Annotated in this window: 32 protein-coding genes; 14 read left to right on the top strand and 18 right to left on the bottom strand. The window is 75.0% G+C overall.

Annotated elements, in window-relative coordinates:
- Window positions 1–165 precede the first annotated feature (165 nt).
- The 3 genes from ACIP60_RS04250 (at window position 166) to ACIP60_RS04240 (ending at window position 2,486) form a co-directional block, all read left to right on the top strand.
- Window positions 166–1,224 carry an SPFH domain-containing protein gene (locus ACIP60_RS04250; protein ID WP_400679813.1) on the top strand — a complete coding sequence of 353 codons (1,059 nt, stop codon included), beginning with the start codon at window positions 166–168 and terminating at the stop codon, window positions 1,222–1,224.
- A complete protein-coding gene (locus ACIP60_RS04245; protein WP_400679811.1) occupies window positions 1,221–2,120 on the top strand; it encodes a hypothetical protein in 900 nt (299 codons plus the stop codon). The genes ACIP60_RS04250 and ACIP60_RS04245 overlap by 4 nt, the downstream gene beginning before the upstream one ends.
- Before the next feature lie 135 nt (window positions 2,121–2,255).
- On the top strand, window positions 2,256–2,486 hold the full coding sequence (locus tag ACIP60_RS04240; protein WP_100839210.1) for a DUF6296 family protein: 231 nt from the start codon (window positions 2,256–2,258) through the stop codon (window positions 2,484–2,486).
- A gap of 43 nt (window positions 2,487–2,529) precedes the next feature.
- On the opposite strand, the gene ACIP60_RS04235 is transcribed toward ACIP60_RS04240, so the two are convergent.
- Both ACIP60_RS04235 and ACIP60_RS04230 read right to left on the bottom strand, forming a co-directional pair.
- On the bottom strand, window positions 2,530–3,525 hold the full coding sequence (locus tag ACIP60_RS04235; RefSeq protein ID WP_400679809.1) for an aldo/keto reductase: 996 nt from the start codon (window positions 3,523–3,525) through the stop codon (window positions 2,530–2,532).
- A 148-nt stretch (window positions 3,526–3,673) separates the two neighbouring features.
- Window positions 3,674–4,249, bottom strand: coding sequence for a TerD family protein (locus ACIP60_RS04230; RefSeq protein ID WP_100839212.1), 576 nt, complete (start codon window positions 4,247–4,249; stop codon window positions 3,674–3,676).
- Between the two features lie 256 nt (window positions 4,250–4,505).
- On the opposite strand from ACIP60_RS04230, the gene ACIP60_RS04225 reads away from it, so the two are divergent.
- Both ACIP60_RS04225 and ACIP60_RS04220 read left to right on the top strand, forming a co-directional pair.
- A complete protein-coding gene (locus tag ACIP60_RS04225; RefSeq protein ID WP_400679808.1) occupies window positions 4,506–4,868 on the top strand; it encodes a UBP-type zinc finger domain-containing protein in 363 nt (120 codons plus the stop codon).
- A gap of 142 nt (window positions 4,869–5,010) precedes the next feature.
- Complete coding sequence (locus ACIP60_RS04220; protein WP_400679805.1) at window positions 5,011–5,376, top strand: MazG-like family protein; 366 nt, start codon at window positions 5,011–5,013, stop codon at window positions 5,374–5,376.
- Between the two features lie 16 nt (window positions 5,377–5,392).
- Here the strand turns inward: ACIP60_RS04220 and ACIP60_RS04215 are convergent, their stop codons facing one another.
- Window positions 5,393–5,560 (bottom strand): DUF6126 family protein, encoded by a 168-nt coding sequence (locus ACIP60_RS04215; protein WP_400679804.1) that lies wholly within the window; start codon window positions 5,558–5,560, stop codon window positions 5,393–5,395.
- A gap of 149 nt (window positions 5,561–5,709) precedes the next feature.
- Here ACIP60_RS04215 and ACIP60_RS04210 point away from each other — a divergent pair, with 149 nt between their 5' ends.
- The gene (locus tag ACIP60_RS04210; RefSeq protein ID WP_100839215.1) at window positions 5,710–6,492 is read left to right on the top strand and encodes an SGNH/GDSL hydrolase family protein; all 783 of its coding nucleotides are present in this window, start codon (window positions 5,710–5,712) and stop codon (window positions 6,490–6,492) included.
- A 141-nt stretch (window positions 6,493–6,633) separates the two neighbouring features.
- Here ACIP60_RS04210 and ACIP60_RS04205 read toward each other — a convergent pair whose 3' ends face one another.
- A complete protein-coding gene (locus tag ACIP60_RS04205; protein ID WP_100839216.1) occupies window positions 6,634–7,044 on the bottom strand; it encodes an organic hydroperoxide resistance protein in 411 nt (136 codons plus the stop codon).
- A gap of 143 nt (window positions 7,045–7,187) precedes the next feature.
- Between ACIP60_RS04205 and ACIP60_RS04200 the strand changes: the two genes are divergently transcribed.
- On the top strand, window positions 7,188–7,667 hold the full coding sequence (locus ACIP60_RS04200; protein ID WP_400679799.1) for a MarR family winged helix-turn-helix transcriptional regulator: 480 nt from the start codon (window positions 7,188–7,190) through the stop codon (window positions 7,665–7,667).
- A 33-nt stretch (window positions 7,668–7,700) separates the two neighbouring features.
- On the opposite strand, the gene ACIP60_RS04195 is transcribed toward ACIP60_RS04200, so the two are convergent.
- Window positions 7,701–7,970, bottom strand: a complete 270-nt coding sequence (locus ACIP60_RS04195; protein WP_100839218.1) for a DUF2630 family protein — start codon at window positions 7,968–7,970, stop codon at window positions 7,701–7,703.
- 183 nt (window positions 7,971–8,153) lie between these two features.
- Here ACIP60_RS04195 and ACIP60_RS04190 point away from each other — a divergent pair, with 183 nt between their 5' ends.
- Window positions 8,154–8,543, top strand: a complete 390-nt coding sequence (locus ACIP60_RS04190) for an SCO5389 family protein (protein ID WP_400679796.1) — start codon at window positions 8,154–8,156, stop codon at window positions 8,541–8,543.
- Between the two features lie 126 nt (window positions 8,544–8,669).
- Here ACIP60_RS04190 and ACIP60_RS04185 read toward each other — a convergent pair whose 3' ends face one another.
- The gene (locus ACIP60_RS04185) at window positions 8,670–10,178 is read right to left on the bottom strand and encodes an MFS transporter (RefSeq protein ID WP_400679793.1); all 1,509 of its coding nucleotides are present in this window, start codon (window positions 10,176–10,178) and stop codon (window positions 8,670–8,672) included.
- Between the two features lie 413 nt (window positions 10,179–10,591).
- Here ACIP60_RS04185 and ACIP60_RS04180 point away from each other — a divergent pair, with 413 nt between their 5' ends.
- Window positions 10,592–11,170, top strand: a complete 579-nt coding sequence (locus ACIP60_RS04180; RefSeq protein ID WP_400679792.1) for a TetR/AcrR family transcriptional regulator — start codon at window positions 10,592–10,594, stop codon at window positions 11,168–11,170.
- A 20-nt stretch (window positions 11,171–11,190) separates the two neighbouring features.
- Here the strand turns inward: ACIP60_RS04180 and ACIP60_RS04175 are convergent, their stop codons facing one another.
- Both ACIP60_RS04175 and ACIP60_RS04170 read right to left on the bottom strand, forming a co-directional pair.
- Window positions 11,191–11,796: a TIGR03086 family metal-binding protein gene (locus ACIP60_RS04175; RefSeq protein ID WP_400679789.1), complete on the bottom strand. Its 606-nt coding sequence runs from the start codon at window positions 11,794–11,796 to the stop codon at window positions 11,191–11,193.
- Between the two features lie 58 nt (window positions 11,797–11,854).
- Window positions 11,855–12,421, bottom strand: a complete 567-nt coding sequence (locus ACIP60_RS04170) for a DJ-1/PfpI family protein (RefSeq protein ID WP_282203736.1) — start codon at window positions 12,419–12,421, stop codon at window positions 11,855–11,857.
- Window positions 12,422–12,674: 253 nt separating this feature from the next.
- Between ACIP60_RS04170 and ACIP60_RS04165 the strand changes: the two genes are divergently transcribed.
- The gene (locus ACIP60_RS04165) at window positions 12,675–13,487 is read left to right on the top strand and encodes a tyrosine-protein phosphatase (protein ID WP_400679786.1); all 813 of its coding nucleotides are present in this window, start codon (window positions 12,675–12,677) and stop codon (window positions 13,485–13,487) included.
- A gap of 61 nt (window positions 13,488–13,548) precedes the next feature.
- Here the strand turns inward: ACIP60_RS04165 and ACIP60_RS04160 are convergent, their stop codons facing one another.
- On the bottom strand, window positions 13,549–14,223 hold the full coding sequence (locus ACIP60_RS04160; RefSeq protein ID WP_400679784.1) for a VOC family protein: 675 nt from the start codon (window positions 14,221–14,223) through the stop codon (window positions 13,549–13,551).
- A gap of 356 nt (window positions 14,224–14,579) precedes the next feature.
- Entirely contained in the window at window positions 14,580–15,584 is a 1,005-nt protein-coding gene (locus ACIP60_RS04155) for a PHP domain-containing protein (RefSeq protein WP_400679781.1), read from the bottom strand.
- A gap of 176 nt (window positions 15,585–15,760) precedes the next feature.
- Between ACIP60_RS04155 and ACIP60_RS04150 the strand changes: the two genes are divergently transcribed.
- Window positions 15,761–16,687: a diiron oxygenase gene (locus ACIP60_RS04150; protein WP_400679779.1), complete on the top strand. Its 927-nt coding sequence runs from the start codon at window positions 15,761–15,763 to the stop codon at window positions 16,685–16,687.
- 123 nt (window positions 16,688–16,810) lie between these two features.
- A complete protein-coding gene (locus ACIP60_RS04145) occupies window positions 16,811–18,298 on the top strand; it encodes an MFS transporter (RefSeq protein ID WP_400679776.1) in 1,488 nt (495 codons plus the stop codon).
- Here the strand turns inward: ACIP60_RS04145 and ACIP60_RS04140 are convergent.
- Window positions 18,295–18,612, bottom strand: coding sequence for a hypothetical protein (locus ACIP60_RS04140; protein WP_400679773.1), 318 nt, complete (start codon window positions 18,610–18,612; stop codon window positions 18,295–18,297). The two genes, ACIP60_RS04145 and ACIP60_RS04140, sit on opposite strands and share 4 nt — an antisense overlap.
- Window positions 18,613–18,823: 211 nt before the next feature.
- Window positions 18,824–20,254 carry an adenylosuccinate lyase gene (purB, locus tag ACIP60_RS04135; protein WP_400679770.1) on the bottom strand — a complete coding sequence of 477 codons (1,431 nt, stop codon included), beginning with the start codon at window positions 20,252–20,254 and terminating at the stop codon, window positions 18,824–18,826.
- Between the two features lie 93 nt (window positions 20,255–20,347).
- On the opposite strand from purB, the gene ACIP60_RS04130 reads away from it, so the two are divergent.
- A complete protein-coding gene (locus tag ACIP60_RS04130; RefSeq protein ID WP_400679767.1) occupies window positions 20,348–20,704 on the top strand; it encodes a DUF6204 family protein in 357 nt (118 codons plus the stop codon).
- A 28-nt stretch (window positions 20,705–20,732) separates the two neighbouring features.
- On the opposite strand, the gene ACIP60_RS04125 is transcribed toward ACIP60_RS04130, so the two are convergent.
- The 4 genes from ACIP60_RS04125 to ACIP60_RS04110 form a co-directional block, all read right to left on the bottom strand.
- Window positions 20,733–21,644, bottom strand: coding sequence for a DUF2797 domain-containing protein (locus ACIP60_RS04125; RefSeq protein WP_400679764.1), 912 nt, complete (start codon window positions 21,642–21,644; stop codon window positions 20,733–20,735).
- A 29-nt stretch (window positions 21,645–21,673) separates the two neighbouring features.
- Window positions 21,674–22,135, bottom strand: coding sequence for a MarR family winged helix-turn-helix transcriptional regulator (locus ACIP60_RS04120; RefSeq protein ID WP_400679761.1), 462 nt, complete (start codon window positions 22,133–22,135; stop codon window positions 21,674–21,676).
- 106 nt (window positions 22,136–22,241) lie between these two features.
- A complete protein-coding gene (locus ACIP60_RS04115; RefSeq protein ID WP_400679759.1) occupies window positions 22,242–22,646 on the bottom strand; it encodes a DUF3037 domain-containing protein in 405 nt (134 codons plus the stop codon).
- A complete protein-coding gene (locus ACIP60_RS04110) occupies window positions 22,643–23,401 on the bottom strand; it encodes a HipA family kinase (RefSeq protein WP_400679756.1) in 759 nt (252 codons plus the stop codon). Before ACIP60_RS04110 ends, ACIP60_RS04115 begins: the two co-directional genes overlap by 4 nt.
- A gap of 154 nt (window positions 23,402–23,555) precedes the next feature.
- Between ACIP60_RS04110 and ACIP60_RS04105 the strand changes: the two genes are divergently transcribed.
- Window positions 23,556–24,914, top strand: a complete 1,359-nt coding sequence (locus tag ACIP60_RS04105; RefSeq protein WP_100840566.1) for an NAD(P)/FAD-dependent oxidoreductase — start codon at window positions 23,556–23,558, stop codon at window positions 24,912–24,914.
- Between the two features lie 69 nt (window positions 24,915–24,983).
- On the opposite strand, the gene ykgO is transcribed toward ACIP60_RS04105, so the two are convergent.
- Window positions 24,984–25,106, bottom strand: coding sequence for a type B 50S ribosomal protein L36 (gene ykgO / locus ACIP60_RS04100; protein ID WP_111552099.1), 123 nt, complete (start codon window positions 25,104–25,106; stop codon window positions 24,984–24,986).
- Between the two features lie 85 nt (window positions 25,107–25,191).
- Complete coding sequence (locus ACIP60_RS04095; protein ID WP_400679753.1) at window positions 25,192–25,548, bottom strand: hypothetical protein; 357 nt, start codon at window positions 25,546–25,548, stop codon at window positions 25,192–25,194.

Here is a 25,548-nt window from a genome sequence, read left to right as displayed (position 1 = left end):
TGAACGGTGACGGCGACCAGCATAACTTTGCCTCCGCACCGTTCCGACGCCGGTCCTGGACCCTGGCCGACCGCTCCCACCCCACCACCCACTTTTCGTCGTATTGACGACAAGCAGCGGTCCCGGTTATCGTCATCTGGACGAAAAGAGAGGACCGCGACTCCCATGGCCGACATCACGCGCCGCTTCGGCTTCCGCCACCTGCGCTCCACCCCCACCAGCCACATCCGCCACCTGCGCGGCGGGCAGCTCGCCCACGAGGGCACCGGGCTGGCCTTCTGGTTCCGGCCGCTGACTGCGGCAATATCCGAAGTCCCGGCTGACGACCGCGAGTTGGCGATGATGTTCCACGCCCGCACCTCGGACTTCCAGGACCTCGCGGTGCAGGCCACCGTCACCTACCGGATCAGCGACCCGACCACCGCCGCCACCCGCCTCGACTTCGGCATCGACCCGGACACCGGCAGCTGGCGGGCCGAACCGCTCGCCCAGCTCGGCGCCCTGCTGACCGAGACCGCCCAGCAGCACGCGCTCCAGCTGATCGCCCGGACCCCGCTCGCCGACACCCTGGTCGACGGCGTGGCGGCCGTCCGCGAGCGGATCTCCGCCGGTCTGGCCGCCGAACCCCGGCTGGCCGAGATCGGGGTGACGGTGCTCGCGGTGCGCGTCACCGCCGTCCGGCCGGAGGCCGAGATGGAGCGGGCGCTGCGCACCCCGGCCCGCGAGCAGGTCCAGCAGGAGGCCGACCGGGCGACGTACGAGCGGCGCGCCGTCGCGGTCGAGCGGGAGCGCACCATCGCCGAGAACGAACTCGCCAGCCGGATCGAACTGGCGCGCCGCGAGGAGGAGTTGGTCGAGCAGCAGGGCGCCAACGCGCGGCGCGAGGCGGAGCAGAAGGCCGCCGCGGACGCGGTCCGGACGAGCGCGGACGCGGCCCGCCGGACCAGGATGGCGGTCGCGGAGGCCGAGGCGGCCGGCACCCTGGCCGCGCAACAGGCCGAGGCGGCGCGGACGTTGGGCGAGGCGAAGGCCGCCGCGGAGGCCGCCTGGCTGGCCGCGCACCAGCAGGCCGGCCCCGAGGTCCTCCAGGCGCTCGCGTTGATCCGGCTGGCCGAGCACCTGCCGCGGATCGACAGCATCACCCTCACCCCGGACCTGCTGACCGGCCTGCTCGCCCGCCTGTCGGTGCCGGGCGGCGCCGCCCCGGAGGGGACGGAGCGGTGAGCCTCTCCCCGCGCGTGGTGCTGGTCCACCGGCGCACCGAGTACGAGGAGTTGATCGCCCGGCACGGCACCCGCGGCCAGGCCGAGTTCTTCCTCGCCCGGCGCGGCCGCTCGCTGGCCGAGGCCGAGCAGCGGCACCACCGCTCCCGGGGCGCGCTCGCCGAGGTGTCGGCGGCGGTGCCGCTGGACTGGCGGCAGGCCCGGGTGGAGCGCGCCGACCTGGACCGCTTCCTGTTCGGCCCGGAGGACGTGGTCGTGGTGGTCGGCCAGGACGGGCTGGTGGCGAACACCGCCAAGTACCTGGCCGGCCAGCCGGTGATCGGCATCGACGCCGAGCCGGGCCGCAACCCGGGCGTCCTGGTCCGGCACCGCGCCGACCGGGCCGGGGCCCTGCTGCGGGCGGCCGTCCTGCCGGGCGCGGAGCAGCGGCTGGAGCGGCGCACGATGGTGCAGGCGGTCGCGGACGACACCCAGCGGCTGCTCGCGCTGAACGAGGTCTACCTCGGCCAGCCGGGCCACCAGACCGCCCGCTACCGGCTGGCGGCGCCGGGCGGCGAAGCCGAGTCGCAGGCGTCCTCGGGGGTGCTGGTCGGCACCGGCACCGGCGCCACCGGCTGGTGCCGCTCGGCCTGGCTGGAGCGCTCCAGCCGCCTGGACCTGCCCGGGCCGACCGTGCCCCGGCTGTCCTGGTTCGTCCGCGAGGCGTGGCCGTCCCCGGTGACCGGCACCTCCCGCGTCGAGGGCCTGCTGGACGCCGACCAGCAGCTCACCCTGACCGTCGAGTCGGAACTCCTGGTCGCGTTCGGCGACGGCATCGAGTCGGACGCCCTGCACCTCACCTGGGGCCAGACCGTCAGGGTCGGCCCGGCCGTGCAACGCCTCCACCTGCTCGTCTGACCGCCCGCGCCGCCTCCCGCGCCCCCGTACCGCGGCGCGACCGTCCCGCTACCGTCCGTCCGCACCCGCCTGCCCGCGACCGTCCGCCCGGCACCCGCCTAGGATGGAACGATGCCGACGGAAGAAGGCCAGGCCATGACCCAGCGATTCGCACTCACGTTCCCCGGAGAGACCGGCGGCCACGCCGAACAGGACGTGGTGGTGGTCGAGGCGACGGGCGGGCGCGGCCCGGGCGGCCACCCGGTGTACGCGGACCCCTCCGGCATCGTGCAGGCCGAGATCAGCGACCAGGGCGAGGTCCGCATGCTGGCCACCGGCGGCCACCAGGACCCGCGCACCCCCCTCCACGCCGAACCCCTGCCCTGAGCCCCGACCGCGCCCCGCCCCGCCCCGCCCCGCCCGGGCCCGGCTACCAGCGCGAGTGCACCTGGGCCCGCAGCCGCCGGTCGTAGAGGTCGCGGACGGCCTCCAGGGTCCGCGGCGGCAGCGGCGGCAGGGCCATCGCCTCCGCGTTGCCCCGGGCCTGCTCGGGGTTGCGGGCGCCGGGGATGACGGTGGTGACGCCGGGCTGCTGGACGATCCAGCGCAGTGCGGTCTGCGCGGAGCTGGCGCCGGGCGGGGCGAGCCGGGCGAACTCGTCGGCGGCCTCCACCCCGGTCTCGAAGTCGATGCCGGAGAAGGTCTCGCCCTGGTCGAACGCCGAGCCGTCCCGGTTGTAGGTGCGGTGGTCGTCCGCGCCGAACAGGGTGTCCTTGGTGTACTTGCCGGACAGCAGGCCGGAGGCCAGCGGCACCCGGGCGATGATGCCGACGCCCGCCTTCTCGGCGGCGGGCAGCACCTCGTCCAGCGGCTTGAGCCGGAACGGGTTGAGGATGATCTGCACGCTGGCGACGCCGGGCCGGGCGATCGCGGTCAGCGCCTCCCGGCAGGTCTCCACGCTGACGCCGTACGCGGCGGTGCGGCCCTCCTCGACCAGGGTGTCGAGCGCGTCGAACACCTCGTCGCTGGAGTAGACGGCGCTGGGCGGGCAGTGCAGCTGCACCAGGTCGAGCCGCTCGACGCCCAGGTTGCGGCGCGAACGGTCGGTCCATTCGCGGAAGTTGGCGAGGTCGTAGTTCTCCGGGAGCTGCGGCAGCCGGCGGCCGAGCTTGGTGGCGACGGTCAGGCCGTCGCCACCGTCCCCGCTCCGGCGGCTCTTCAGGAAACGGCCGATCAGCTGCTCGCTGCGGCCGTCGCCGTAGACGTCCGCGGTGTCGAAGAACGTCACCCCGGCGTCCGCCGCGGCGTTCAGCACCGCGAGCGCGTCGTCCTCCAGCACCACGCCCCAGTCCGCGCCGAGTTGCCACGTTCCGAGACCGATCACCGAGACCGGACGGCCGGTCCTGCCAAGTACACGCTGTTCCATGCGCCGAGCCTGCCACAACCCCGCGCACCGCCGGAACGCCGACACTCCCCGCGTCGGCGACGGCGACGGCGACGAGACTGGCCCGAACGGCGCGGGCCGCCCCGCTGCCCGGAGGCGTCGGAGCGGCCCGCCCGCGGCGAGGGGGACGTCAGACGTTGACGCCGTAGTCGAGCGCGATGCCGCGCAGGCCGGAGGCGTAACCCTGGCCGATCGCGCGGAACTTCCACTCGCTGCCGTAGCGGTAGAGCTCGCCGAAGACCATCGCCGTCTCGGTGGACGCGTCCTCGGACAGGTCGTAGCGGGCGACCTCGCTGCCGTCGGCCTCGTTGACGATCCGGATGAACGCGTTGCGGACCTGGCCGAAGCTCTGGTGCCGGTTCTCCGCGTCGTAGATCGACACCGGGAAGACCACCTTGGCGACCTGCGGCGGGACGGCCGCCAGGTCGACCTTGACCTGCTCGTCGTCGCCGTCGCCGCCACCGGTCAGGTTGTCGCCGCTGTGCTCGACCGAGCCCTCGGGGCTGCGCAGGTTGTTGTAGAAGACGAAGTGCTGGTCGCTGAGCACCCGGCCGGCCTCGTTGCACAGCAGCGCGCTGGCGTCCAGGTCGAAGTCGGCGCCCGTGGTGGCCCGGACGTCCCAGCCCAGGCCGACGATGACGTTGGTGAGCCCCGGGGCCTCCTTCGTCAGCGAGACGTTTCCGCCCTTGGCGAGCGAGACTCCCATGTGTGCCCTCCTGTGGTTTCCCCGTACCGGGCGCGGCAGTTCGGCCGGTTCGGCGCGGCGGCCGTCGCCGGGCCCCTCGATCGGGCCCGGGCCCGAGTTGAATCTACAGCACTGTAGATCGGTACGGAATCCGTCTCCGTCCGACGCCCCCGCCCGTTCCCCTTCCCCCGGGGAGGCCGCTTCACCCCGCCGCGCCGGACCCGCTTCCGCCGCGCGTCCGGCGCACCGGGCATACCCTGGCCGAGGAGGTTCCACGATGAGCGACGACACGACGATCCCCGGCATCGACCCCAGCGTCCCGCCGAGCGGCGACGGCTGCGCGGAGTGCCTGGCCGGCGACGGCCAGGGCTGGTGGTTCCACCTGCGCAGGTGCGCCGCCTGCGGGCACATCGGGTGCTGCGACTCCTCCCCGTCCCAGCACGCCAGCACGCACGCCAGGTCGGCCGGCCACCCGTTCCTCACCAGTTTCGAGCCCGGCGAGGACTGGTTCTGGAACACCGAGACCGAGCAGTTCTACGAGGGACCGGAGCTGGCCGGCCCGTCCGCCCACCCGGTCACCCAGCCCACCCCCGGCCCGGCCGGCCACGTCCCGATCGACTGGCAGCAGCGCCTGCGCTGACCCCCCGCCGCCCGGCCGCCCCACCCGGTACGGTCGTTGCCGAACGGCGCGCGGACGGCCCCGGCCGGCCGCGCGGTCGGCAACGGAGCGATCGGGGCGGTGGGGCGTGGACGAGCGGCAGCAGGGGACGCGGCGGGGGACGGTGACCCGGGGAGAGACGGGGGCTCAGTGGGAGACGGTGCGGCGGCTGGCCGACTGGCTGGCCGAGGGCAGCACCCAACCCCCGGAGATGCAGCGGGTGTTGCAGTGCCTCAAGCTCGGCGAGGAGGCCGGTGAGGTGGCCGAGGCGGTGATCGGCGCCCTCGGCCAGAACCCGCGCAAGGGCTTCTCGCACACCTGGGACGACGTCGCGGACGAGCTGTGCGACGTGATGATCACCGCCATGGTCGCCCTGGTCCGGGTCCACCCGGACCCGCCCGCCGCGTTCGAGGCGCACCTCGCCAAGGTCGCCCGCCGGGTCCTGCCGGAACTCCCGGACGGGCCGGTGGCCCCACGGCCGGCCCCGTAGCGAGCGGGCTTCGGGTTCAGTGACGGCCGCCGACCGCGAACAGCAGGATCACGAACCCGGCGAACAGGTGGGTGCCGGCGATGTAGATCAGCGCCCGGATCAGCATCTGCCTGCGGCGCGAGGTCTCCTCGCGCACCGCGGCACTGCCCGCCGCCGCCTTCCCGCCCATGGGGTCGCCGCCCACGACCGTCCTCCTGTCCGCGCCGTCCGGCCCGGCTTCGACCGCCCGGACCCCTTGCAGGGTACCGACCAGGACCCCGTGGCGGAGATCACGCTCCGCCACGGGGCACCTACGGTGGCGTAGGTCACTTCACAAGGTGAACCATCTCCTGCATGGCCGACTACCAGGAGATCCTTGACCTCAGTTCCTACGCGGCCCTCGGTGACAGTTTCACCGAGGGCCTCAACGATCCCGGCCCCGACGGCCAGTTCGCCGGCTGGGCCGACCGCCTGGCCGGCATGCTGGCCGCCCGCCGGACCGAGCCCGGCTTCCGGTACGCCAACCTGGCCGTCCGCGGTCGGCTGCTGGACCAGATCGTCGCCGAACAGGTCCCGAAGGTCCGCCTGCTCCGGCCCGACCTGGTGACGCTGTGCGCGGGCGGCAACGACATCCTGCGCCCGGGCAGCGACCCGGACCTGATCGCCGAGCACTTCGAGGCGGCCGTCCTGGAACTGCGCGAGAACGCCGGAACCGTCCTGATCTGCACCGGCTTCGACACCCGCAACGTCCCGGTGCTGCGCCACCTGCGCGGCAAGATCGCCACCTACAACGCGCACCTGCGGGCGATCGCCGACCGCAACGGCCTCGCGGTCGCCGACCTGTGGTCGCTGCGGGCGGTGCACGACCGGCGGGCCTGGTCCGAGGACCGGCTGCACCTCTCGCCGGAGGGCCACCAGCGGGTGGCGCTGCTGGCGGCGCGCGCGCTCGGCCTGCCGGTGGACGCGGACCCGGAGGCCGCCTGGCCGCCCGCGCCCGCCCTCACGGCCGCCGACCAGCGCCGGGAGAACCTGCAGTGGGCCCGCACCTTCCTGCTGCCGTGGGTGGGCCGCCGCCTGCGCGGCGAGTCCTCCGGCGACCACGTGGAGGCCAAGCGCCCGGAGCTGCTCCCGCTCTGAGCCCGCCCGGCCCCGTCGCCACGGCCGCACCGGCCCGCCCGGGGCCGCACCGCGAGCGACCCGGCCGGGACAGCACTGCGGGCCGCCTCCACCCCCATGTGGACGCGGCCCGCAGACCCCGGGTGAGACCCCTGCCTCGCCTTATTCGACGACCAGCTCCACCGGAATGTTCCCCGCGGTGGCCCTGGAGTACGGGCAGACCTGGTGGGCCTGCTTGACCAGCAGCTCACCGGTCTCGCCGGCCAGCGACTCCGGCAGCTCGACCCGCAGGACGACGGAGAGGCCGAAGCCGCTGTCGTCCTTGCCGATGGTGACCTCGGCGGTCACCGACACGTCCGAGACGTCCACCTTCTGCTGCCGCGAGACCACGCCGAGCGCGCTGGCGAAGCAGGCCGCGTAGCCCGCGGCGAACAGCTGCTCGGGGTTGGTGCCCTCGCCGTCACCGCCGAGCGCGGGCGGCGGGGAGAGCTTGAGGTCGAGCCGGCCGTCCGAGCTGACGGCGCGGCCCTCACGGCCGTTCGCGGTGGCGGCTGCGGTGTAGAGCGCGTTCATGGCGACTGTCTCCTTCGTCTTCGTCCTGCTGCTTCGTGCTGCTTCGTACTGCCATTTCGTCTTCCGGCCCGTCCTGCTGCCCACAACTACAGCACACAATTCAATTGCGCACAACTGAATCGGCCGCTTGCTACCCTGGAGCCATGACCAGGCACGGTGAGACCTCCCCCCTCCCTCGCGGCGAGGAGACGGACCTGCTCCTGCTCGACCAGCAGATCTGCTTCTCGCTGAACGCCGCCTCCCGCGCGTTCGGCGGCGTCTACCGCACCGCGCTCAAGGACCTCGGGCTCACCTACCCGCAGTACCTGGTGATGCTGGTGCTCTGGGAGCACGGGTCGCTGCCGGTCAAGCAGCTCGGCGAGCGCCTGCGCCTGGACTCCGGCACCCTCTCCCCGCTGCTCAAGCGCCTGGAGGCGGCCGGCCTGGTGACCCGCGAGCGCAGCCCCGAGGACGAGCGCTCGGTGATCGTCACCCCCACCCCGGCCGGGCTCGCCCTGCGCGAGGGCGCGCTGGCCGTCCCGCGCCGCATCCTGGCCGCCGCCGGACTCCCCCTCGACGAGCTGCGCAGCCTGCGCGAACTGCTCACCCGCGTCACCGCCAACCTGGACGCCGCCCAGGACTGACGCCGCTCAAGCCCCCCCGGGGTCCGCGGGCCGCTACGACTCGTAGCGCTCGACCTCGTCGGCGCTGCGCACGCTCGCCCCGTCGGGGTCCTCGCCCGCGCGGACCCGGGCGCGGCGCTGGCGGAGCAGGTCCCAGCACTGGTCGAGCTGCTCCTCGATGTCCTTGAGCTCGCGGTGCTCGGTGGACTGGTCGATCCGGCCCGCGGCGAGGGCCGCGCGCAGGCCGCGCTCGGCCTCGACCATCTCGCTGATCCGCTCCAGGATGCGGCGGTCGGTGCCGCCTTCGGTGCGCTGCTGGTCCATCGGTGGGCCTCCTCGCGGTCGTCTGCCACCCACTCTAGGAAGGGGCGGGGGCTGCCGCGAGCCGGGCGGCGCGGGCGTGTTGCCCCGATCGAGGGAGCGCAATTGACAGGGCGTCAGGCGGGCGACAGGATCACTTGTTGAAAACGACTTCCACTACCACCAGACCGGAAGGTCCGATCCGCCATGTCGCTGGACGTCTCCCCCTCCCTCCTCGCCCTGGCCGAGCGCGACGAGGTCGCCGACGCCGACTTCCTCGCCACCGTCCGCACTTCACTGCCCTACGCCTACCGCCTGGTCAACGACCTGACGGCCGAACTCGCCACCAGCGGGGCCGAGTTCGCCGACAACACGGTGGCCCCGAGCGAGGCCGAGCGGGCCCAGGTGCTGCGCGCGCTGGCCAGCGACTCGATCCGCGGCGTGCTGGAGCGGCACTTCGCGGTGAAGCTGGCCTTCCAGAACTGCCACCGCCTCGCGGCCTTCCACCCGCACGCCGAACACACCGACGCCTACCGGGAGTTCACCTCGCCCCGGGCCCAGCTGCTGAACCAGTCGCCGGAGCTGCGCGACTGCTGAGCCCGCACCCGTCGGCCGTCGCCGGACGGCGGAACGGCGGGCGGCCGGGCCGGCCGGACGCGACGTGGTGTCGCACCCGGCCGGCCCGGCCCGCGGATCGAACCCCCCGCCCCCACCCGCCGGCGCTCACCCGCCGACCGCCTCCCGCTTCACCACGGAGAGCTGTGCGTCCGCGAGTTCCACGTCGGCGAGCCGCGCCCCCGCGAGTTCCGGCTCCAGGCGCTGCGCCGCCGGGGCCTCCACCGGCACCGGCGCGCTCGCGGCGGCGGCCCGGCGGGCCGGGACGAGCAGCGCGGCCAGGGCGGCGGCCAGGCAGAACGCCGCGAGCAGCGCGAAGCCGTGGGTGTAGCCGCTCTCGGCGGGGCGGCCGTCGGCCTGGAGGTGACCGGTGACCAGGCCGGTCATCAGGGCGGCGCCCATCGAGCCGCCGATGGTGCGGATGTTGGCGTTCATGCCGGTGGCGGCGCCGGTCTGGGCGGCGGGGACGGCCTGCACGATGAGGTTGCTCATCGAGGCGAAGGCGAGTCCGATGCCGAGGCCGAAGACGCCCGCGGCGATCGCGACGTCGGCGGGGCTGCCGTGCCGGGCGGCGAGCAGCGCGCAGGCGACCGCGCCGAGCACGGCGCCGGTGACCAGCTGGGCCTTGGCCGGGAAGCGTCCGGCCAACCGTCCGCCGAGCACGCCGGCCACGAACATGGCGGCGACCATCGGCAGCATGAGCAGTCCGGCGCCGGTGACGCTGGCGCCGAAGCCGTAGCCCGCGCTGGTGGGCATCTGGACGAAGCCGGGCAGGAAGGCCCAGACCGCGTACATGCCGCCGCCGAACAGCAGGGCCGCGGTGTTGGTGGTCCACACGGCGGGCAGCCGCATCACCCGCAGGTCGATCAGCGGGTTGCGGGAGCGTGACTCGTTGAACCCCCAGGCCGCGAACAGCACGACGGCGACGGCGAGCAGGCCGAGCACCTTGGCCGATCCCCAGCCCCACTGGGAGGCCTGGCTGACCGGCAACAGCAGGGCGACCAGCCAGCCGGAGAGCAGCACCGAGGAGAACCAGTCGACGCTGCCCTCGCTGCGGTGCGGCGACTCGGGGACGTAGCGGTGCGCGAGCACGATGGTGCCGGCCACCACGATGACGGGCAGCCAGAACAGCCAGCGGTAGTCGAGGGCGCCGACGATCGGCCCGGCCAGGACCATGCCCAGGCCGCTGCCGACGGCGATCACCGCGGACATGTTGCTGATGCCGCCGGAGACCCGGCCGGGCGGGAACTCGTCGCGGATGATGCCGAAGGAGAGCGGGAACAGCGCGCCGGCGATGCCCTGGATCACCCGGGCGACGATCAGCACGGTGATGTTGGGCGCGAGGGCGGCGACCAGGCAGCCGAGCAGCAGCGCGACCAGCGCGGCGACCAGGGTGCGCTTCTTGCCGACCAGGTCGCCGACCCGGCCGAGGATCGGGGTGAAGACGGAGGCGGAGAGCAGGTAGGCCGTCATGATCCAGGTGACGGTGGACTGCGTGGTGTGCATCTCCTCCTGGACGATCGGGAGGGCGGGCGTGATCAGCGACTGGAGCAGCGCGTACACGCCGGCGCCGACGGCGAGCACGCCGAAGGTCAGGCGGGGGGAGTGGCGGTTCATCGAACCCTCTCGGGACTCGGGGCGGGCGCGCGGGGAGCGGGGTGCGCGCCACGGCGGGGCAGCGGGTGCCGGGCGGACGCGGTTCGAACGGCGCGCGGGCGCCGTCGGACCGCGGCGGCCGGGCGTGGATCGGACCGGGCGGTACGGATGGTGGCCGTCCGCGCACCCCGCGTCGTCGGGCGGGTGGCGGATACGGCGAAAGGGCCGGTCCGCCGGTGCGCGGCGGGCCGAAGTTCGGGCCCCGGTGCTAAAGTCGAGGCATGCCTCCAGATTAGCGGAGGCGCGCCTCCGGTTCAATCCGGTTCCGTGATTTCCCCGAACGTCCCCCGAACGACCCCCCGAACAGCCCCCGGTCATCCGGCCGCCCGCACCCCGTCCCCCGCCCGTCCGGATGTGTCGAGAACGAGGTCCCCGTGCCGGATCAGATCGTGGTGAGCGAGTTCCTCGCCGCCCAGCGCCCGCGCCGCGCGGACGCCGCCCGCAACTTCGACGCCCTCCTGGTCGCCGCCCGCGAAGCCTTCGCCGAGCACGGCGCCGAAGCCTCGCTGGAGGACATCGCCCGGCGGGCCGGCGTCGGCATCGGCACCCTCTACCGCAACTTCCCCACCCGCCGGCACCTGTTCGAGGCGGTGTACGCCGCCGAGGTCGACGACCTCGGCCGGGTCGCCGGCCAAGTCGCCGACCTGCCGCCGTGGGAGGCGCTGAACGCCTGGCTGCGCCGGTTCGTCGACTACGCGACCACCAAGCGGGCGATCCGCGAGGCGCTGGCGGGCGAGGAGTCGGACATCTTCCAGGCCTGCCTGCAGTCCATGTACGCCGGGGGCACCCCGCTGCTGGAGCGCGCCCAGCGGGCCGGCGAGGCCCGCACCGACATGGGCATCGAGGACCTGCTGCGGATGGTCTCCGGCATCACCTCGGTGGCGTTCCCGGAGGAGGGCCGGCGCGACCACGTCCTCGCCATCGCGCTGGACGGGGTGCGCGCCCGCCGCTGACGCCCCGGCTCAGCAGCGGCTCAGCGGCGGCCCAGCGGGTGCGCCGGGTCGCGGCCGACCAGGCCCAGCAGCCGGGTCGCGGCGTCCGCGTCCGGCGGCACGGGCACCGGGTCGGCGAACAGCCCGGAGGCGGCCAACGAGTCGGCCTGCCGGGAGAGTTCGGCGAGCGCGAACTCGGCGGCGGCCGGGTCGACGGTGGCGTCGGCGCCGATGCCCTGGGCGAGGTCCCAGGCGTGCACGACCGCGTCCACCGTCATCTCCCGGGCGTACCCGGCGGCCCGCCGCTCGCCGTACGAGAGGTGCACGGTGCGCTCCAGCGCGCCCGGCGCGGCGAACGCGGCCCGGGCCGCGTCGGCGGCGGCCGTCCAGGCGGCGACCGGGTCGTCGCCGAGCACGTCGCCGTCGAAGCGGTCGCCGACCTCGGCGACGGTGGCCCCCGCCAGCAGCTCGGGCGCCCAGAGCTGCTCGGAGGTCAGGTGGTGGACCAGCTGCCGCACCGTCCAGTCGGTGCACGGGGTGGGCGCCCGCCAGCCGTCGGCGGGGACGGCGCGGACCAGGGCGCCGAAGTGCTCCAGCGCCCGGGCGTGCAGCGCGAGCAGGTCCGGTCCTTCGAGGTGGGCTGCCATGGGGTACACGCTCGCCCGCCCGGCCCCGGACGGGCAAGCCGACACCCCGGGCGGCCGGTTACTCGACCGGGGCCTTCTCGCGCAGCAGCTTGACGAACGCCCGCATCCAGGTCGGGTGGTCCGGCCAGGCCCGGGCGGAGACCACGTTGCCGTCCACCACCGCGTCGCCGTCCACGAAGTCCGCGCCGCCCGCGGCCACGTCCGGCTCCAGCGCCGGGTACGCGGCGGTGCGGCGCCCGGCCAGCGCGCCGGTCCGCAGCGGGATCAGCGGGCCGTGGCAGACCTGCGCCAGCGGCTTGTCCTCCTCGAAGAACGCGGCGACGATCCGCTGCACCTCCGGGTCGTTGCGCAGGTACTCCGGCGCCCGGCCGCCGGGCAGCACCAGCGCCACGTACTGCGCGGGGTCGACGTCCGCGAAGGCCAGGTCGGCGGGCCAGGTGTAGCCGGCCTTCTCGGTGTACGTGTCGTAGCCCGGGACGAAGTCGTGCACCACGAACTGCAGGGTCTTCTTGGTCGGCGCGGCGATGTCGACCTGGTAGCCCTCCTCCAGCAGCCGCTGGTACGGGTAGAACACCTCCAGCGACTCCGCCGCGTCACCGGTGATGATCAGGATCTTCGCTGCCATCCGGGGATTCCGTCCCTTCTTCGCACCTGGCACCGCCCTGCCCCGACGGGACCGGGCGCTGCCCACCCTGCCCGCTGACGCGACGTCAATCAAGGGGCGCGCGCGGCGCGGCGCGGCGCCCGGGCGTGCGCTCCCCCGGGCGCCGCAGTGGGCCGCCCGGCCGGGGGTACTCCGGGGGCGACCCGCCCGGGGCGCGCCTAGCGTGCTGGCAAGGTCCGCCCGTTTCCCGGGATCCGTCGACAGGGAGGCCGTCATGCAGCACTCGTACCTCGTGGACTCCGCCACCGTCGCCAACCTGCGCGACCTCGGCGGCATCGCCCTGCCCGGCGGGGCCCGGGTCCGACCCGGGCTGGCGCTGCGCTCCGGCCAGTTGGACCGGCTCGATCCGGCGGGCGACCCGATGTTCGACGCGCTGGGCGTGCGCACCGTCATCGACCTGCGCACCGCCGCCGAACGCGCCGCCTTCCCCGACCGGGTGCCCGGCGGGGCGCACCTGCTGGTCGCGGACGTGCTCGCCGACCAGGCGGGCAGCGGCGCGGTGTCGGCGCTCGCGGCCACGCTCGCGGCGGCGCTCGTCGACCCGGCCGGTGCGAACCGGGCGCTCGGCGGCGGCCGGGCCGCGAGCGCGCTGCGCGCGGACTACCGGGCGTTCGTCACCTCGGCCTCCGCCCGGCAGGCGTACAAGCAGCTGATCACCGCGCTCGCCCACCGGGGCGGCGGCCCGGTGCTCTTCCACTGCACCGCGGGCAAGGACCGCACCGGCTGGGGCGCCACCCTCGTCCTGCTGCTGCTCGGCGCGGACGAGCAGACCGTCCGCACCGAGTACCTGTCCGTCGACCCGGCGGTGCGCGCGCACTACGCCCCGCTGGTGGAGCGCTTCCTCGCGGCGGGCGGCGACCCGGAGGTCGCGGACGCGGTGTTCTCGGTCCGCGCCGAGTACCTGGCCGCCGCGCTCGACACCCTCACCGAGCACTGGGGCGACGCCGAGAGCTACGCCCGGGCCGGGCTCGGGCTCAAGGACGACACCCTGGACGGCCTGCGCGAGCGGCTGATCGAAACCGCCTGAGCCCCGCCCCGCCCGGCCCGACCGTCCGCCCGGGGCCGAGTCAGCCCAGGTCAGCCCGGGGTCAGCCCGCGGCTCCGGCCGCGCCGACGCACGCCTCGTTGCCCTCCGGGTCGGCCAGCACCCAGTGATTGGGCGCGTGCTCGTCGGTCACCAGCCGGCCGCCGGCCGCGATCGCCGCGGCGATCCGCTCCTCGGCGCGGTCGTGCGGCACCCAGACGTCCACGTGCACCCGGTTGCGCTGCGGGCGGGGCCCGTCCATCTGCTGGAAGTAGAACGGCGCACCGCGACGGGCCGGGTCGAGCAGGTCCTCCGGGCTGCCGGAGCGGTCCCGGTAGCCGAGCAGCGCCCGCCAGAACGCGACCACGGCGGGCACGTCCAGCGCGTCGACCGTGACCTGCACGGTCTGCACCCCGTCCGGTTCGGCGACCGCGCCGAGCTCCCGGGCGACCCCGGACACCAGCCGGGCCAGCTCGACGTGCCGCTCGGTCAGGCCGTAGTACTCCGCGCCCGCCTCGATCAGCCGGACCGTCACGCCCTCCGGCCGCAGGTCCACGTCCGCCTCGCCGACCCCCGCCAGCGCCTCCCCGATCGCCCCGACCAGCCGCGCCCCAGCCCCGAACGACCCCGTCCGGAAGAACGCGCACGCCCCCTCCCCCAGCACCCGCCAGTCCTCGGTCCCACCCGCCGCGTGGAACGCCAACGGCCTGATCCTCACCACTTCGTGCACGTCAGTCATCCGCGCAGCGTACCGACCCGCACTGACACCCCCTCAGCACCCCCAGCCCCAGCCCGCCGCAAGCGCCTCCCTACCGCGCCAGCAGGCGCTCCACCGACCACGCCGTGACCACCCGCTCCGCGTCCAACCCCAGCGCCGCCGCGCGCTCACAGCCGCCGACCTGGTGGCCGGACCGGCCCACCCCCTCCTCCCAGCCCGCCGCAAGCGCCTCCCTACCGCGCCAGCAAGTGCTCCACCGACCACGCCGTGACCACCCGCTCCGCGTCCAACCCCAGCGCCGCCGCGCGCTCGCAGCCGCCGACCTGGCGATCGAGCCGGCCCACCCCCTCCGCCCCCCAGCCCGCCGCAGGCGCCCCCTACCGCGCCCCCGCCCACGCCAGCAGGTGCTCCACCGACCACGCCGTGACCACCCGCTCCGCGTCCAACCCCAGCGCCGCCGCGCGCTCACAGCCGTCGATCTGGTGGTCGAGCTGGCCGGGCGCGTGGGCGTCGGTGTCGATGGCGAACAGGCAGCCGAGGTCGGCGGCCAGGGCGAGCAGGTCGTCGGGCGGGTCCTGGCGGTCGGGGCGGCAGTTGATCTCGACGGCGGTGTCGTGTTCGCGGCAGGCGGTGAAGACGGCCTCGGCGTCGAACTCGGACGGCGGGCGGGGCTGTTCGCCGAGCCGCCGCCCGGTGCAGTGGCCCAGAACGTCGACCAGCGGGCTGCGGACGGCGGCGAGCATCCGGTGCGTCATCGCGTCGCGTTCCATCCGCGGTTCGGAGTGGACGGAGGCGACCACCACGTCGAGCCGGCCGAGCAGTTCCTCGTCCTGGTCGAGCGAGCCGTCGGGGAGGATGTCGCACTCGATGCCGGTGAGCAGCCGGAACGGGGCGAGCCGGCCGTTGAGGTCCTCGATCAGGTCGAGCTGTTCGCGCAGGCGCTCCGCGCTGAGGCCGTGGGCGACGGTCAGGTGGGGCGAGTGGTCGGTGAGGACGGCCCAGTGGTGGCCGAGGGCGCTGGCGGTGCGGGCCATCAGGTCGATCGGGACGGTGCCGTCGGACCAGTCGGAGTGCAGGTGGCAGTCGCCCTGGAGCTTCTCGCGCAGCCGGAGCGCGGCGGGGGACGGGGCGGGTCCGGCGGCGGCGCGGGCCTCGGTCTCCAGCAGGTACCGGGGGGTGCGGCCGGCCGTGGCGTCGGCGATCACCCGGGCGGCGACGGGGTCGACGCCCGGGAGGCGTTCGGCGTCGGCGGCGGAGATCGGTTCGGGGGGCAGCGCGGCGGCGGCCCCGACGGCGGAGCGGAACGCCGCGGCCCGGTGCGGGGAGGGGAGTTCGCGCTCCAGCAGGAAGGCGATGCGTTCCAGGGCGGTGACCGGGTCCATGCGGCCAGTCTGCGCGGGGCCGGGCGGGGCCGCACCCGGGCGGGAGACGGGCGGGGAACGGGCGGGGAACGGGCGGGCGGGTCGCCGCTGATCTGCCTCGACCCCTTGTTGACAGTCTGTCTCATTGGTTTACTCCTCCTGGAGCCCCCACCGCCCCGACCCCCCGGAGCCCGCCCGTGTCCGACACCACCGCCCCGCCCCAGACCCCCGCCCGGCAGCGCAACGCCGACCGCGAACTCAACGCCGCCCGCCTGCTGCGCGCCTCCGCCAAGCACTCCTACGACCCGCTGACCGAGATCGACTGGAGCACCCCCGTCGACCCGGACCACTACGCCCTGCCCGCGCACCGCGTCGCGCTCCACGGCACCCCGCTGTGGGAACGGCTGGACGAGCGGCGGCGGGCGCAGCTGAGCGTGCACCAGTTCGCGTCCACCACGGCCGCCGGGATCTGGTTCGAACTGGTGCTGATGGAGGGCCTGATCCGGCACGTCTACGCGGGCGACCTGACCACCCGGCACGCCCAGTACGCGCTGACCGAGGTCGCCGACGAGTGCCGGCACTCGACCATGTTCGCCCGCTACATCACCGCGACCGGCTACCCGTCGGCCCGGCCGACCCGGCGCGCGGACCGGCTGGGGAAGCTGCACTTCCTGCTCAACGACACCACCATGACCTTCGCCGGGGCGATCTTCGTCGAGGAGTTCACGGACGCGATGCAGCGCGAGATGGTCCGTGACGAGTCGCTGCAGCCGCTGGCCCGGTCGGTGGCCCGGATCCACGTGGTGGAGGAGGCCCGGCACATCGGCTACGCCAAGCCGGAGCTGGAGCGCCGCTGGGCGGCGATGACCCCGGCCCGGCGGGCGGTGTTCCGGCGGGCGCTGGCGCTGCTGGCCCGGCAGGCGGTGGCCGAGCTGGTCCACCCGCGGGTGTACGCGCTGGCCGGGCTCGACCCGGTCGAGGCCCGCCGGGTCGCCGCGGCCAACCCGCACTGGCGGCAGGCCCGGATCGACTGGGCGCGCAAGGCGATGGAGTTCTTCACCGACCTGGGCATCGTCACCCCGGCCACCGCCCGCTCCTGGCAGCGCGGCGCACTGCTGCCCTGACACACCCCCGCGCCCTGACACCCTCGCGCCCTGACACCCCTGATGTCCCGCCATCCCTGACGTCCCGCCACCGCCTGCGCGCCGCTCCCCCGGCCGCCGCCCCTCCTGCCGGAGACTCGGACCGTGAGCGACAACGGAATCCGCCTCGGCACGGGCCGCGGCCGGTGGGTGGTGGCGGCGACGGCGCTGGGCTCCGGCATGGCGATGCTGGACGGCACGGTGGTGAACGTCGCGCTGCCGCGGATCGGCGAGGAGCTGGGGGCGGGTCTGTCCGCGCTCCAGTGGACGGTCAACGCGTACATGCTGACGCTGGCGGCGCTGATCCTGCTCGGCGGCTCGCTGGGCGACCGGTACGGGCGGCGGCGGGTGTTCCTGCTGGGGGTGTGCTGGTTCGCGCTCGCCTCGGCCGGGTGCGCGGCCGCGCCGAACGTCGAACTGCTGGTGCTGGCACGGGCGTTGCAGGGCGTGGGCGGGGCGCTGCTGACGCCCGGTTCGCTGGCGATGCTACAGGCGGTGTTCGCCGAGGAGGACCGGGCGGGCGCGGTGGGGGCCTGGTCCGGCCTGGGCGGGGTCGCGGCGGCGGTCGGGCCGTTCCTGGGCGGCTGGCTGGTGGACGGGCCGGGCTGGCGGTGGATCTTCCTGCTGAACCTGCCGCTGGCGGCGGTGGTGGTCGCGGTGACGGCCCGGCACGTCCCGGAGAGCCGGGACCCGGACGCGAGCGGGCGCTTCGACGTGCCGGGCGCGCTGCTCGCGGCGCTCGCGCTGGCCGGGATCACGTACGCGCTGACCGAGGCCGGCGCGGGGCCGACCCCGGCCGCGCTGGCCGCGGGGGTGGCGGGGCTGGCGCTGGCGGCGGCGTTCGTGCTGGTCGAGCACCGCTCGCCGAACCCGATGCTGCCGCTGTCGCTGTTCCGCTCGCGGCTGTTCACCTCGGTCAACCTGGTCACCCTGTGCGTGTACGGGGCGTTCAGCGGGGTGTTCCTGCTGCTGACGGTGCAGTTGCAGATCGTCGCCGGGTTCACGCCGCTGCTGTCGGGGGTGGCGCTGGTGCCGATCACCGTGCTGATGCTGCTGTTCTCCGGCCGGGCGGGACGGCTGGGCCGGGCGGTGGGGCCGCGGCTGCCGCTGACGGTGGGGCCGCTGGTGGTGGCCGCGGGGGTGCTGCTGATGCTGCGGATCGGGCCCGGCGCGAGCTACTGGCTGGACGTGCTGCCCGCGGTCACCGTGCAGGGCGCCGGGATGACGCTGCTGGTCGCGCCGCTGACCGCGACCGTCCTGGCGGCCGTGGACGTGCGCCGGGCCGGCATCGCCTCCGGCGTCAACAACGCCGCCGCCCGCGCGGCGGGCCTGTTCGCGGTCGCCGCGATCCCCCCGCTGGCGGGCCTGAGCGGCGACGCCTACCGCGTCCCGGCCGAGGTGGACGACGCCTTCCGCACCGCCATGCTGATCTGCGCCGGCCTGCTGATCGCGGGCGCCGTCCTGGCCTTCGCCACCGTCCGCTCCGACGCGCTGGCCCCGCCGCACCCGGTCGCCGAGCCCGACTGCGACTGGTACTGCGCCCCGACCACGCCCCCGATCCACCCGGACGGCGGCGGGCACCGGGCGGTCTAGTCGCGGGGCTGCCCGGCGGGCGCGCCGGTCGGCGGCCGGTCCGGGGCGGGGTGGGCGGACCGGGTGAGCAGGCGGGTGACGGCGCGGTCGGCCGGTTCGGTGCCCAGCAGGGCGAGGGCGCCGAGCGGGAGGAAGAAGGCCAGGAAGAGCAGCAGCGGGAGGACCCCGGTGGCGGTGCCGGCCAGCAACCGGGCCAGGACGCCGGAGAGCAGCAGGTCGGCCGCGCCGCACAGGCCGACGTAGGCGACGCTGATCCCGGCCCTGGGGGCGGCGCCGCCGGTGGGGGCGCCGGCCGACCGTTTGGTGGCTCGCATGGCTGGCTCTCCGGGTGTGCTGGGCACCGCCGCCGTCGGCGTCCTCACCGTTCCCGCAGTGACGGACACCTCCGGTGTACCCCGCCCGACCGCCGTCCGACCCCGACTTCGCGCCGATTCCCTCCCCCGGGCGGCACGGCGGCCCCCGGGAACCGGGCGCGGCCCGCCCCGGAGCTGTTCCGGGACGGGCCGCGCGGTGGCTGACGGATCGTCAGAGGATGTCGCCGGGCGCGTACTTGGCGGCCTCCGGGTGGGCGGCGGCCACCTCCTCGATGCGCCGGACCAGCTCGCCGACCTGGGCGGCGGCGGCGCCGGTGAAGGCGAGCCGGTCGGCCAGCAGGGCGTCCAGCGCGGCGTGGTCCAGCGGGATGCGCCCGTCGGCGGCCAGGGCGGGCACCAGGGTGTTCTCGCGGGCGCCCTCGCGCATGGCGAGCGCGGCGGCCACCGCGTGCTCCTTGATGACCTCGTGCGCGGTCTCCCGGCCGACGCCGGCCCGCACCGCGCCCATCAGGACCTTGGTGGTGGCCAGGAACGGCAGGTAGCGGTCCAGTTCGGCCTCGATCACGGCGGGGAAGGCGCCGAACTCGTCGAGGACGGTCAGGAAGGTCTCCAGCAGGCCGTCGAAGGCGAAGAACGCGTCCGGCAGCGCGACCCGGCGCACCACGGAGCAGGAGACGTCGCCCTCGTTCCACTGGTCGCCGCCGAGCTCGGCGGTCATCGAGGCGTAGCCGCGCAGGATGACGGCCAGGCCGTTGACGCGCTCGCAGGAGCGGGTGTTCATCTTGTGCGGCATCGCCGAGGAGCCGACCTGGCCGGCCTTGAAGCCCTCGGTGACCAGCTCGTGGCCGGCCATCAGGCGGATGGTCTTGGCCAGGCTGGAGGGGCCGGCGGCGAGCTGGACGAGCGCGGAGACCACGTCGTAGTCGAGCGAGCGCGGGTAGACCTGGCCGACCGAGGTGAACACGTTCTCGAAGCCGAGGTGGCCGGCGACCCGGCGCTCCAGCTCGGCGAGCTTGTGGGCGTCGCCGCCGAGCAGGTCGAGCATGTCCTGGGCGGTGCCGACCGGGCCCTTGATGCCGCGCAGCGGGTAGCGGGCGATCAGCTCCTCGAGCCGGACGAAGGCGACCAGGACCTCGTCGGCGGCGGTCGCGAAGCGCTTGCCGAGGGTGGTGGCCTGGGCGGCCACGTTGTGCGAGCGGCCGGCCATGACCAGCTCGCCGTACTGGGCGGCGAGGCGGCCGAGGCGGACCAGCACGGCGACCGTGCGGTCGCGGACGTGCTCCAGCGACTGGCGGATCTGCAGCTGCTCGACGTTCTCGGTGAGGTCGCGCGAGGTCATGCCCTTGTGGATCTGCTCGTGCCCGGCGAGCTCGGAGAACTCCTCGATCCGGGCCTTCACGTCGTGCCGGGTGACCTTCTCGCGGGCGGCGATGGACGCCAGGTCGACCTGGTCCACCACCCGCTCGTAGTCGGCGATCGCGGTGGCCGGCACCTCGATGCCGAGGTCCTGCTGCGCCTTGAGGACGGCCAGCCACAGGTGGCGCTCCAGGACCACCTTGTGCTCGGGGGACCACAGCTGGGCCAGGGTCGCCGAGGCGTACCGGGAGGCCAGGACATTGGGGATCTTGGGCTTCGCGCTCACGTTTCGCAAGCCTAACAGTCGAGGTCAGGCGAGCACGCAGCGCGTCCGGAAACCGGGATGAGCGCGGCGGGGTCGGCGGGTTAGGGTCCGGGCATGACCAAGCGCACCTTCCGGATCACGGTCCGCGGCTCCTTCGACGCCCTGACCGACGAGCAGCGGGCCGGGTTGCAGGCCCGGGCGGCGGAGCACGACGTGCTCCGCGCGGAGTTCACCGAGGAGGGGCACCTGACGTACGACCTGTCGGCGCGGCCGTTCTTCACCTTCCGGTTCCTGGAGCACGGGGAGGCGGAGGAGGACGTGGTGGCGGCGTCGGTGCGGGCCGAGACGGCGGCGGAGCTGTGGCTGACCGACCGCGGGTACGGCTACAAGAACCTGAAGTCGCAGGCGCAGGACATGGCGCTGGCGGCGCTGGGCGCGCGGCAGAAGCAGGAGGCCCGGAAGAAGGGCTGAACCCCCGGCCGGCGCTCGGGCCCGGGGCTCAGAACAGGGCGTCCTGTTCGGCCTCGGGCCGGGCCTTGGTGAGCAGGGTCAGCCCCGCGCAGCCGGGGCCGTCGGGTTCGGCGTGCAGCGTCCAGCCGGTGAGCAGGCGGGTGTCGAGCAGCAGCGGGAGGCCGTCGGGGCGGTCGAGGAAGAGGTGGCCGCCGATCGGGCGGCGCAGCCGGCCGGCCAGCCGGGCGCCGTCGGCGAGCGAGGTGACCTGCTGGTAGCGGTCGGGGGCGCCGTCGGTGAGGCCGAAGAGCTCGACCTGGTCGGTGACGGGGTGGTCGGGCAGCGGTTCCAGCTGTTCGTGCCCCTGCTCGGCCAGCAGCCGGTGGGCGCGGGTGCGGGCGGCGGTGAGCGCGGCCCGCCGCTCGGCGGGGGCGGGCAGCTGCCACCAGGCCGGGTACTTGGCGGCGGCGGGGATCCGCTCGCGGGCCAACCGGGCGTGGGCGAGGGCGAGTTCGGCCCGGCGGACGGCGGGCAGCGGGCCGCGGGCGATGAACGTCCAGGTGAGGGCGGCCTGTTCGAGCAGGCGGACGGTGCCGCGCTCCTCGGCGGTGAGGCCGACCTTGAGCAGGCCGGGGGCGAACCAGGCGAGGTAGAGGCGGTAGTCGCGGCCGTCGTCGAGGATGCGGTCCCGGGCGAGCTGGAGGCCGCGGTCGGCGTTCTGGCAGCTCGGGCACTGGCTGGTGGTGCCCTCGGGCTGGACGGTGGCGTGGTGCGGGCAGGGCCGGTGGCCGCGCTCGGTGTGCGCGCCGGTGCAGCGGCGGGGGCCGGAGATCCGCCAGGCGACGGCCAGGCCGTCGGTGAGCGGGCGGTCGTGGCGCTGCCGGCCGTCGCTGGCGGTGAGCCGGGGCGCGCCGTCCTGCCAGCGCAGCCCGGTGGCGGTCCATCCGTTCGCCTGGTGCATGCGGTGAGCGTACGGCACGCCACCGACGGTCACTGCGGCGGCGGGGTGCAGGGGCGCAACAGCAGCGGCAGGACCTGGTCGCAGAGCCCGGCGAGGGCGGTGCGCTGGTCGGGGTCGAGGCTGTCGAAGGCGGCGCGGGCGCGGGTCATGTCGTCGCGGATCCGGTCGAGGACCTCGCGGCCCTGGTCGGTGATGGTGACGATCTTGACCCGGCGGTCGGCGGCGGCGGCCTCGCGGCGGGCGTAGCCGAGCGTTTCGAGGCGGTCGACGATGGCGGTGACGTTGGAGGCGTCGCAGCCGAGGCGGCCGGCCAGGGCGCGCATCGGGACGGGTTCGAGGACCGCCTTGAGCGCCTTGGCCTGGGAGGAGTTGAGGCCGTGGCGGGCCGCGGCGGCGGCGTAGTCCTGGAAGTAGGCGGTGCCGACGGCCGCGATCTGTTCCATCAGCTCGGTGGTGGAGGGTGCGGTGCCGGTGCCTGTGGTGCTGCCCATGGCGGTCAGGGTACGCCCATTCGTTTCAGTGACTCCAGTATTGAGTCTGGCAAGTAGTTTGCGGATCCGGCGGACGGTGGGTGCGCGTCCGTCGCGGCGGACCCGCTCAGAGCACCAGACGGTCGAACAGGTGGTGCAGTTCCGCGTCCGGGTCGGCGGTCAGCCCGGTGTGCACCGGGCCGGGCTGGACCACGGCGCTGCGCGGGGCGGTCAGCCAGCGGAAGCGCTGCCCGGCGCTGTCCCGGGCGGCCGGGCCGGCCGCCTCGCCGCCCGCGCAGACCGCCTCGATGCCGCGCAGCGCGCGCCGCACGCCGGCCACGTCGGCCAGCGCGTCCAGGGCGAGCAGGCGGCCCTGGTCGAGGTGGGTGCGGGCGCCCAGGTACTCGGCGTGGCGGCAGTACAGCAGCACGCCGATGTTGACGCACTCGCCGCGCTCGACCCGGGGGACGGCGCGGATCAGGGCGTACTCGTAGTCGTGGGCGGGGTGTCCGGGCACGGGCAGGTCGGTCATCGGGCCGCCACCTCCGGGAGCCAGTCGCGGGGCCCGGCCAGACGGGCGGTGAGCTGTGCGGTGTACGCGGCGCGGACGTCCGCGGGGCCGGTGAAGCCGGGCTCGTCGGCCAGCCAGACGTCCGGGACGGCGGCGACCGCCGCGGGCAGCGCCCCGGCGGCGAGGTCGGCGAGGTCGGCGTCGACCCGCGGCAGGCGGCCGGCGGCGTGCCGCAGCGCGTGGTCGGAGGCGTCGTAGGGCTTGCGGCGCCACTTCTCGGCGCCCGGCCAGCTGTGGTGGAAGACCAGGCTGGCGCCGTGGTCGATCAGCCGCAGCCCGCCGGCCGCGACCAGCAGGTTGGGGTTGCGCCAGGAGCGGTCGACGTTGCCGATCAGGGCGTCGAACCAGAGCACCCGGGCGGCGGTGTCCTCGTCCACCTCGAAGCAGAGCGGGTCGAAGTTCAGCGCCCCCGGGACGTACGCCATGCCGAGGTTGGTGCCGCCGCTGGCCCGCATCTGGTCCTGGATCTGCACCTCGGGCTCGCTGCGGGCCAGCACCGGGTCCAGGTCCACCAGGGCCAGTTCGGGCACCGGCAGGCCGAGCCGGCGGCCCAGCTCGCCGGCCAGCACCTCGGCCACCAGCGCCTTGCGGCCCTGGGCCGCGCCGACCCACTTCAGGACGTACAGGCGGCGGTCGTCGGCCTCGATCAGGCCGGGCATCGAACCGCCTTCGCGCAGCGGCGTCGCGTAGCGGACGGCCGTCACCTCGGAGAGCATCCGAACAGCCTAGCGGCCCGGGGCGGTGGCATGGCTCGGCGGCGGCCGGGCAGGCGTCGGGCGGGCGTTGGAGATGCACCCGCCGTTACCCCGTGCGAGTGTGGCCAACAGTCGTCCTTGCCACTCACGGACCTGCACACAGTAGGGGATGAAGATGGAACGACCTCGGATCCTGATCGTCGGCGGCGGCTTCGCCGGACTCGAGTGCGCGCGCCGCCTGGAGCGCAAGCTCGCCCCCTCCGAGGCGGAGATCTCCCTGGTCACGCCGTTCTCGTACCAGCTGTACCTGCCGCTGCTGCCGCACGTCGCGGCCGGGGTGCTGACCCCGCAGTCGGTGGCGATCTCGCTGCGGCGCTCGCTGCGGCGCACCCACATCGTGCCGGGCGGGGCGATCGGCATCGATCCGCGCTCGAAGGTCGCCGTGGTCCGCAAGATCACCGACGAGGTGGTCGCGGAGAAGTACGACTACCTGGTGCTCGCGCCGGGCAGCGTCACCCGGACCTTCGACATCCCCGGCCTGCCGGACTACGCGCGCGGCATGAAGACGCTCGCCGAGGCCACCTACATCCGCGACCACGTGATCGCCCAGCTCGACCTGGCGTCCGCGTCGATGGACGAGAACGAGCGGGCCTCCCGGCTCCAGTTCGTGGTGGTCGGCGGCGGGTACGCGGGCACCGAGACGGCGGCCTGCCTGCAGCGGCTGACCACCGCGGCGGCCAAGCGCTACCCGCGGCTGGACCCGCAGCTGATCAAGTGGCACCTGATCGACATCGCGCCGCGGCTGATGCCCGAACTGGGCGACAAGCTGGGCGTCACCGCGATGGAGATCCTGCGCGCGCGCGGCGTGGACGTGTCGCTGGGCGTGTCGATCGCCGAGGTCGGCCCGGAGACGGTGAAGTTCACCGACGGGCGGACCCTGCCGTGCCGGACCCTGATCTGGACGGCCGGCGTGGCCGCCTCCCCGCTGGTGGGCACGCTGGACGCGGAGACGGTGCGCGGGCGGCTGGCGGTGACGGCGGAGATGCGGGTGCCGCAGTTCGAGGGCGTCTTCGCGCTCGGCGACGCGGCGGCGGTGCCGGACCTGGCCAAGGGCGACGGGGCGGTGTGCCCGCCGACCGCGCAGCACTCGGCCCGGCAGGGCAAGAAGGTCGCCGACAACCTGGTGGCGGCGCTGCGCAACCAGCCGCTGCAGCCGTACTTCCACAAGGACCTGGGCCTGGTGGTCGACCTGGGCGGCAAGGACGCGGTGTCCAAGCCGCTGGGGATCGAGCTGCACGGCGCGCCCGCGCAGGCGGTGGCCCGCGGCTACCACGTGATGGCGATGCGCACCAACGCGGCGAAGTACCGCACGGCGGCCAACTGGCTGCTGAACGCCACCGCGGGCGACGACTTCGTCCGCACCGGCTTCCTGGCCCGCCAGCCCGCCCGGCTGCGCGACTTCGAGTACACCGACGCGTACCTGTCCCGCGACGAGGTCCGCGAGCACGCGCAGGCGCTGCTGGCCAAGGGCTGAGCGCTGAGCGCGCCCGCCGCACGGCGGAAGGCCCCGCCCGGTTCCTCCGGGTCGGGGCCTTCGCGGTGCTCAGCCCTGGCGGGCCTTGAAGCGCGGGTCCCTCCGGTTGATCACGAAGGTGCGCCCGCGCCGCCGGACCACCTGGGCCCCGGGCTTGGCCTTCAGGGAGCGGAGCGAGTTTCGGACGCGCATGGCGGGGTCCTTCCCGGTCGTCTGGTCGGTGCGTCGTGCACAACCGGGACGGGACGCCCACTATTCCTCGCGGACATGACAGCGGTCAGAGGCGGTACGGGTACCGCTCGGCGCGGCCGCACGGGACGGCGACCTCGATCCGGCCGGGCGGGGCGGCCAGGTCCGGCAGGATCGGGCAGTCGCCGGCCCGCAGCACCTCCGCGCCGCCGAACTCGCCGGTCAGCAGCAGGAGTCCGCCCTCGGTGCGGACGGCGGGCGCCGCCCCGGCGGCGGGGCGGACGGTGGCGTGCTCCTCGTCGACGGTCCACTCGACGCGGTAGGGGCCGGGCGGGTCGGCCGGGTCGCCGCGCCGGCGCGCGAGGGCCGGGCCGTACGGGGTGCGGACCTCTGCGAGCGGGGGGCCGGGGTCGGCGGGGCGCAGGCGCTCCAGGTGGACCAGCAC

The sequence above is a fragment of the Kitasatospora sp. NPDC088783 genome (genome assembly GCF_044750705.1).
GTDB lineage: Bacteria > Actinomycetota > Actinomycetes > Streptomycetales > Streptomycetaceae > Kitasatospora > Kitasatospora fiedleri.
The sequence above is the reverse complement of the archived record's forward strand: the minus strand, read 5'-3'. Positions and strand labels throughout refer to the sequence as shown.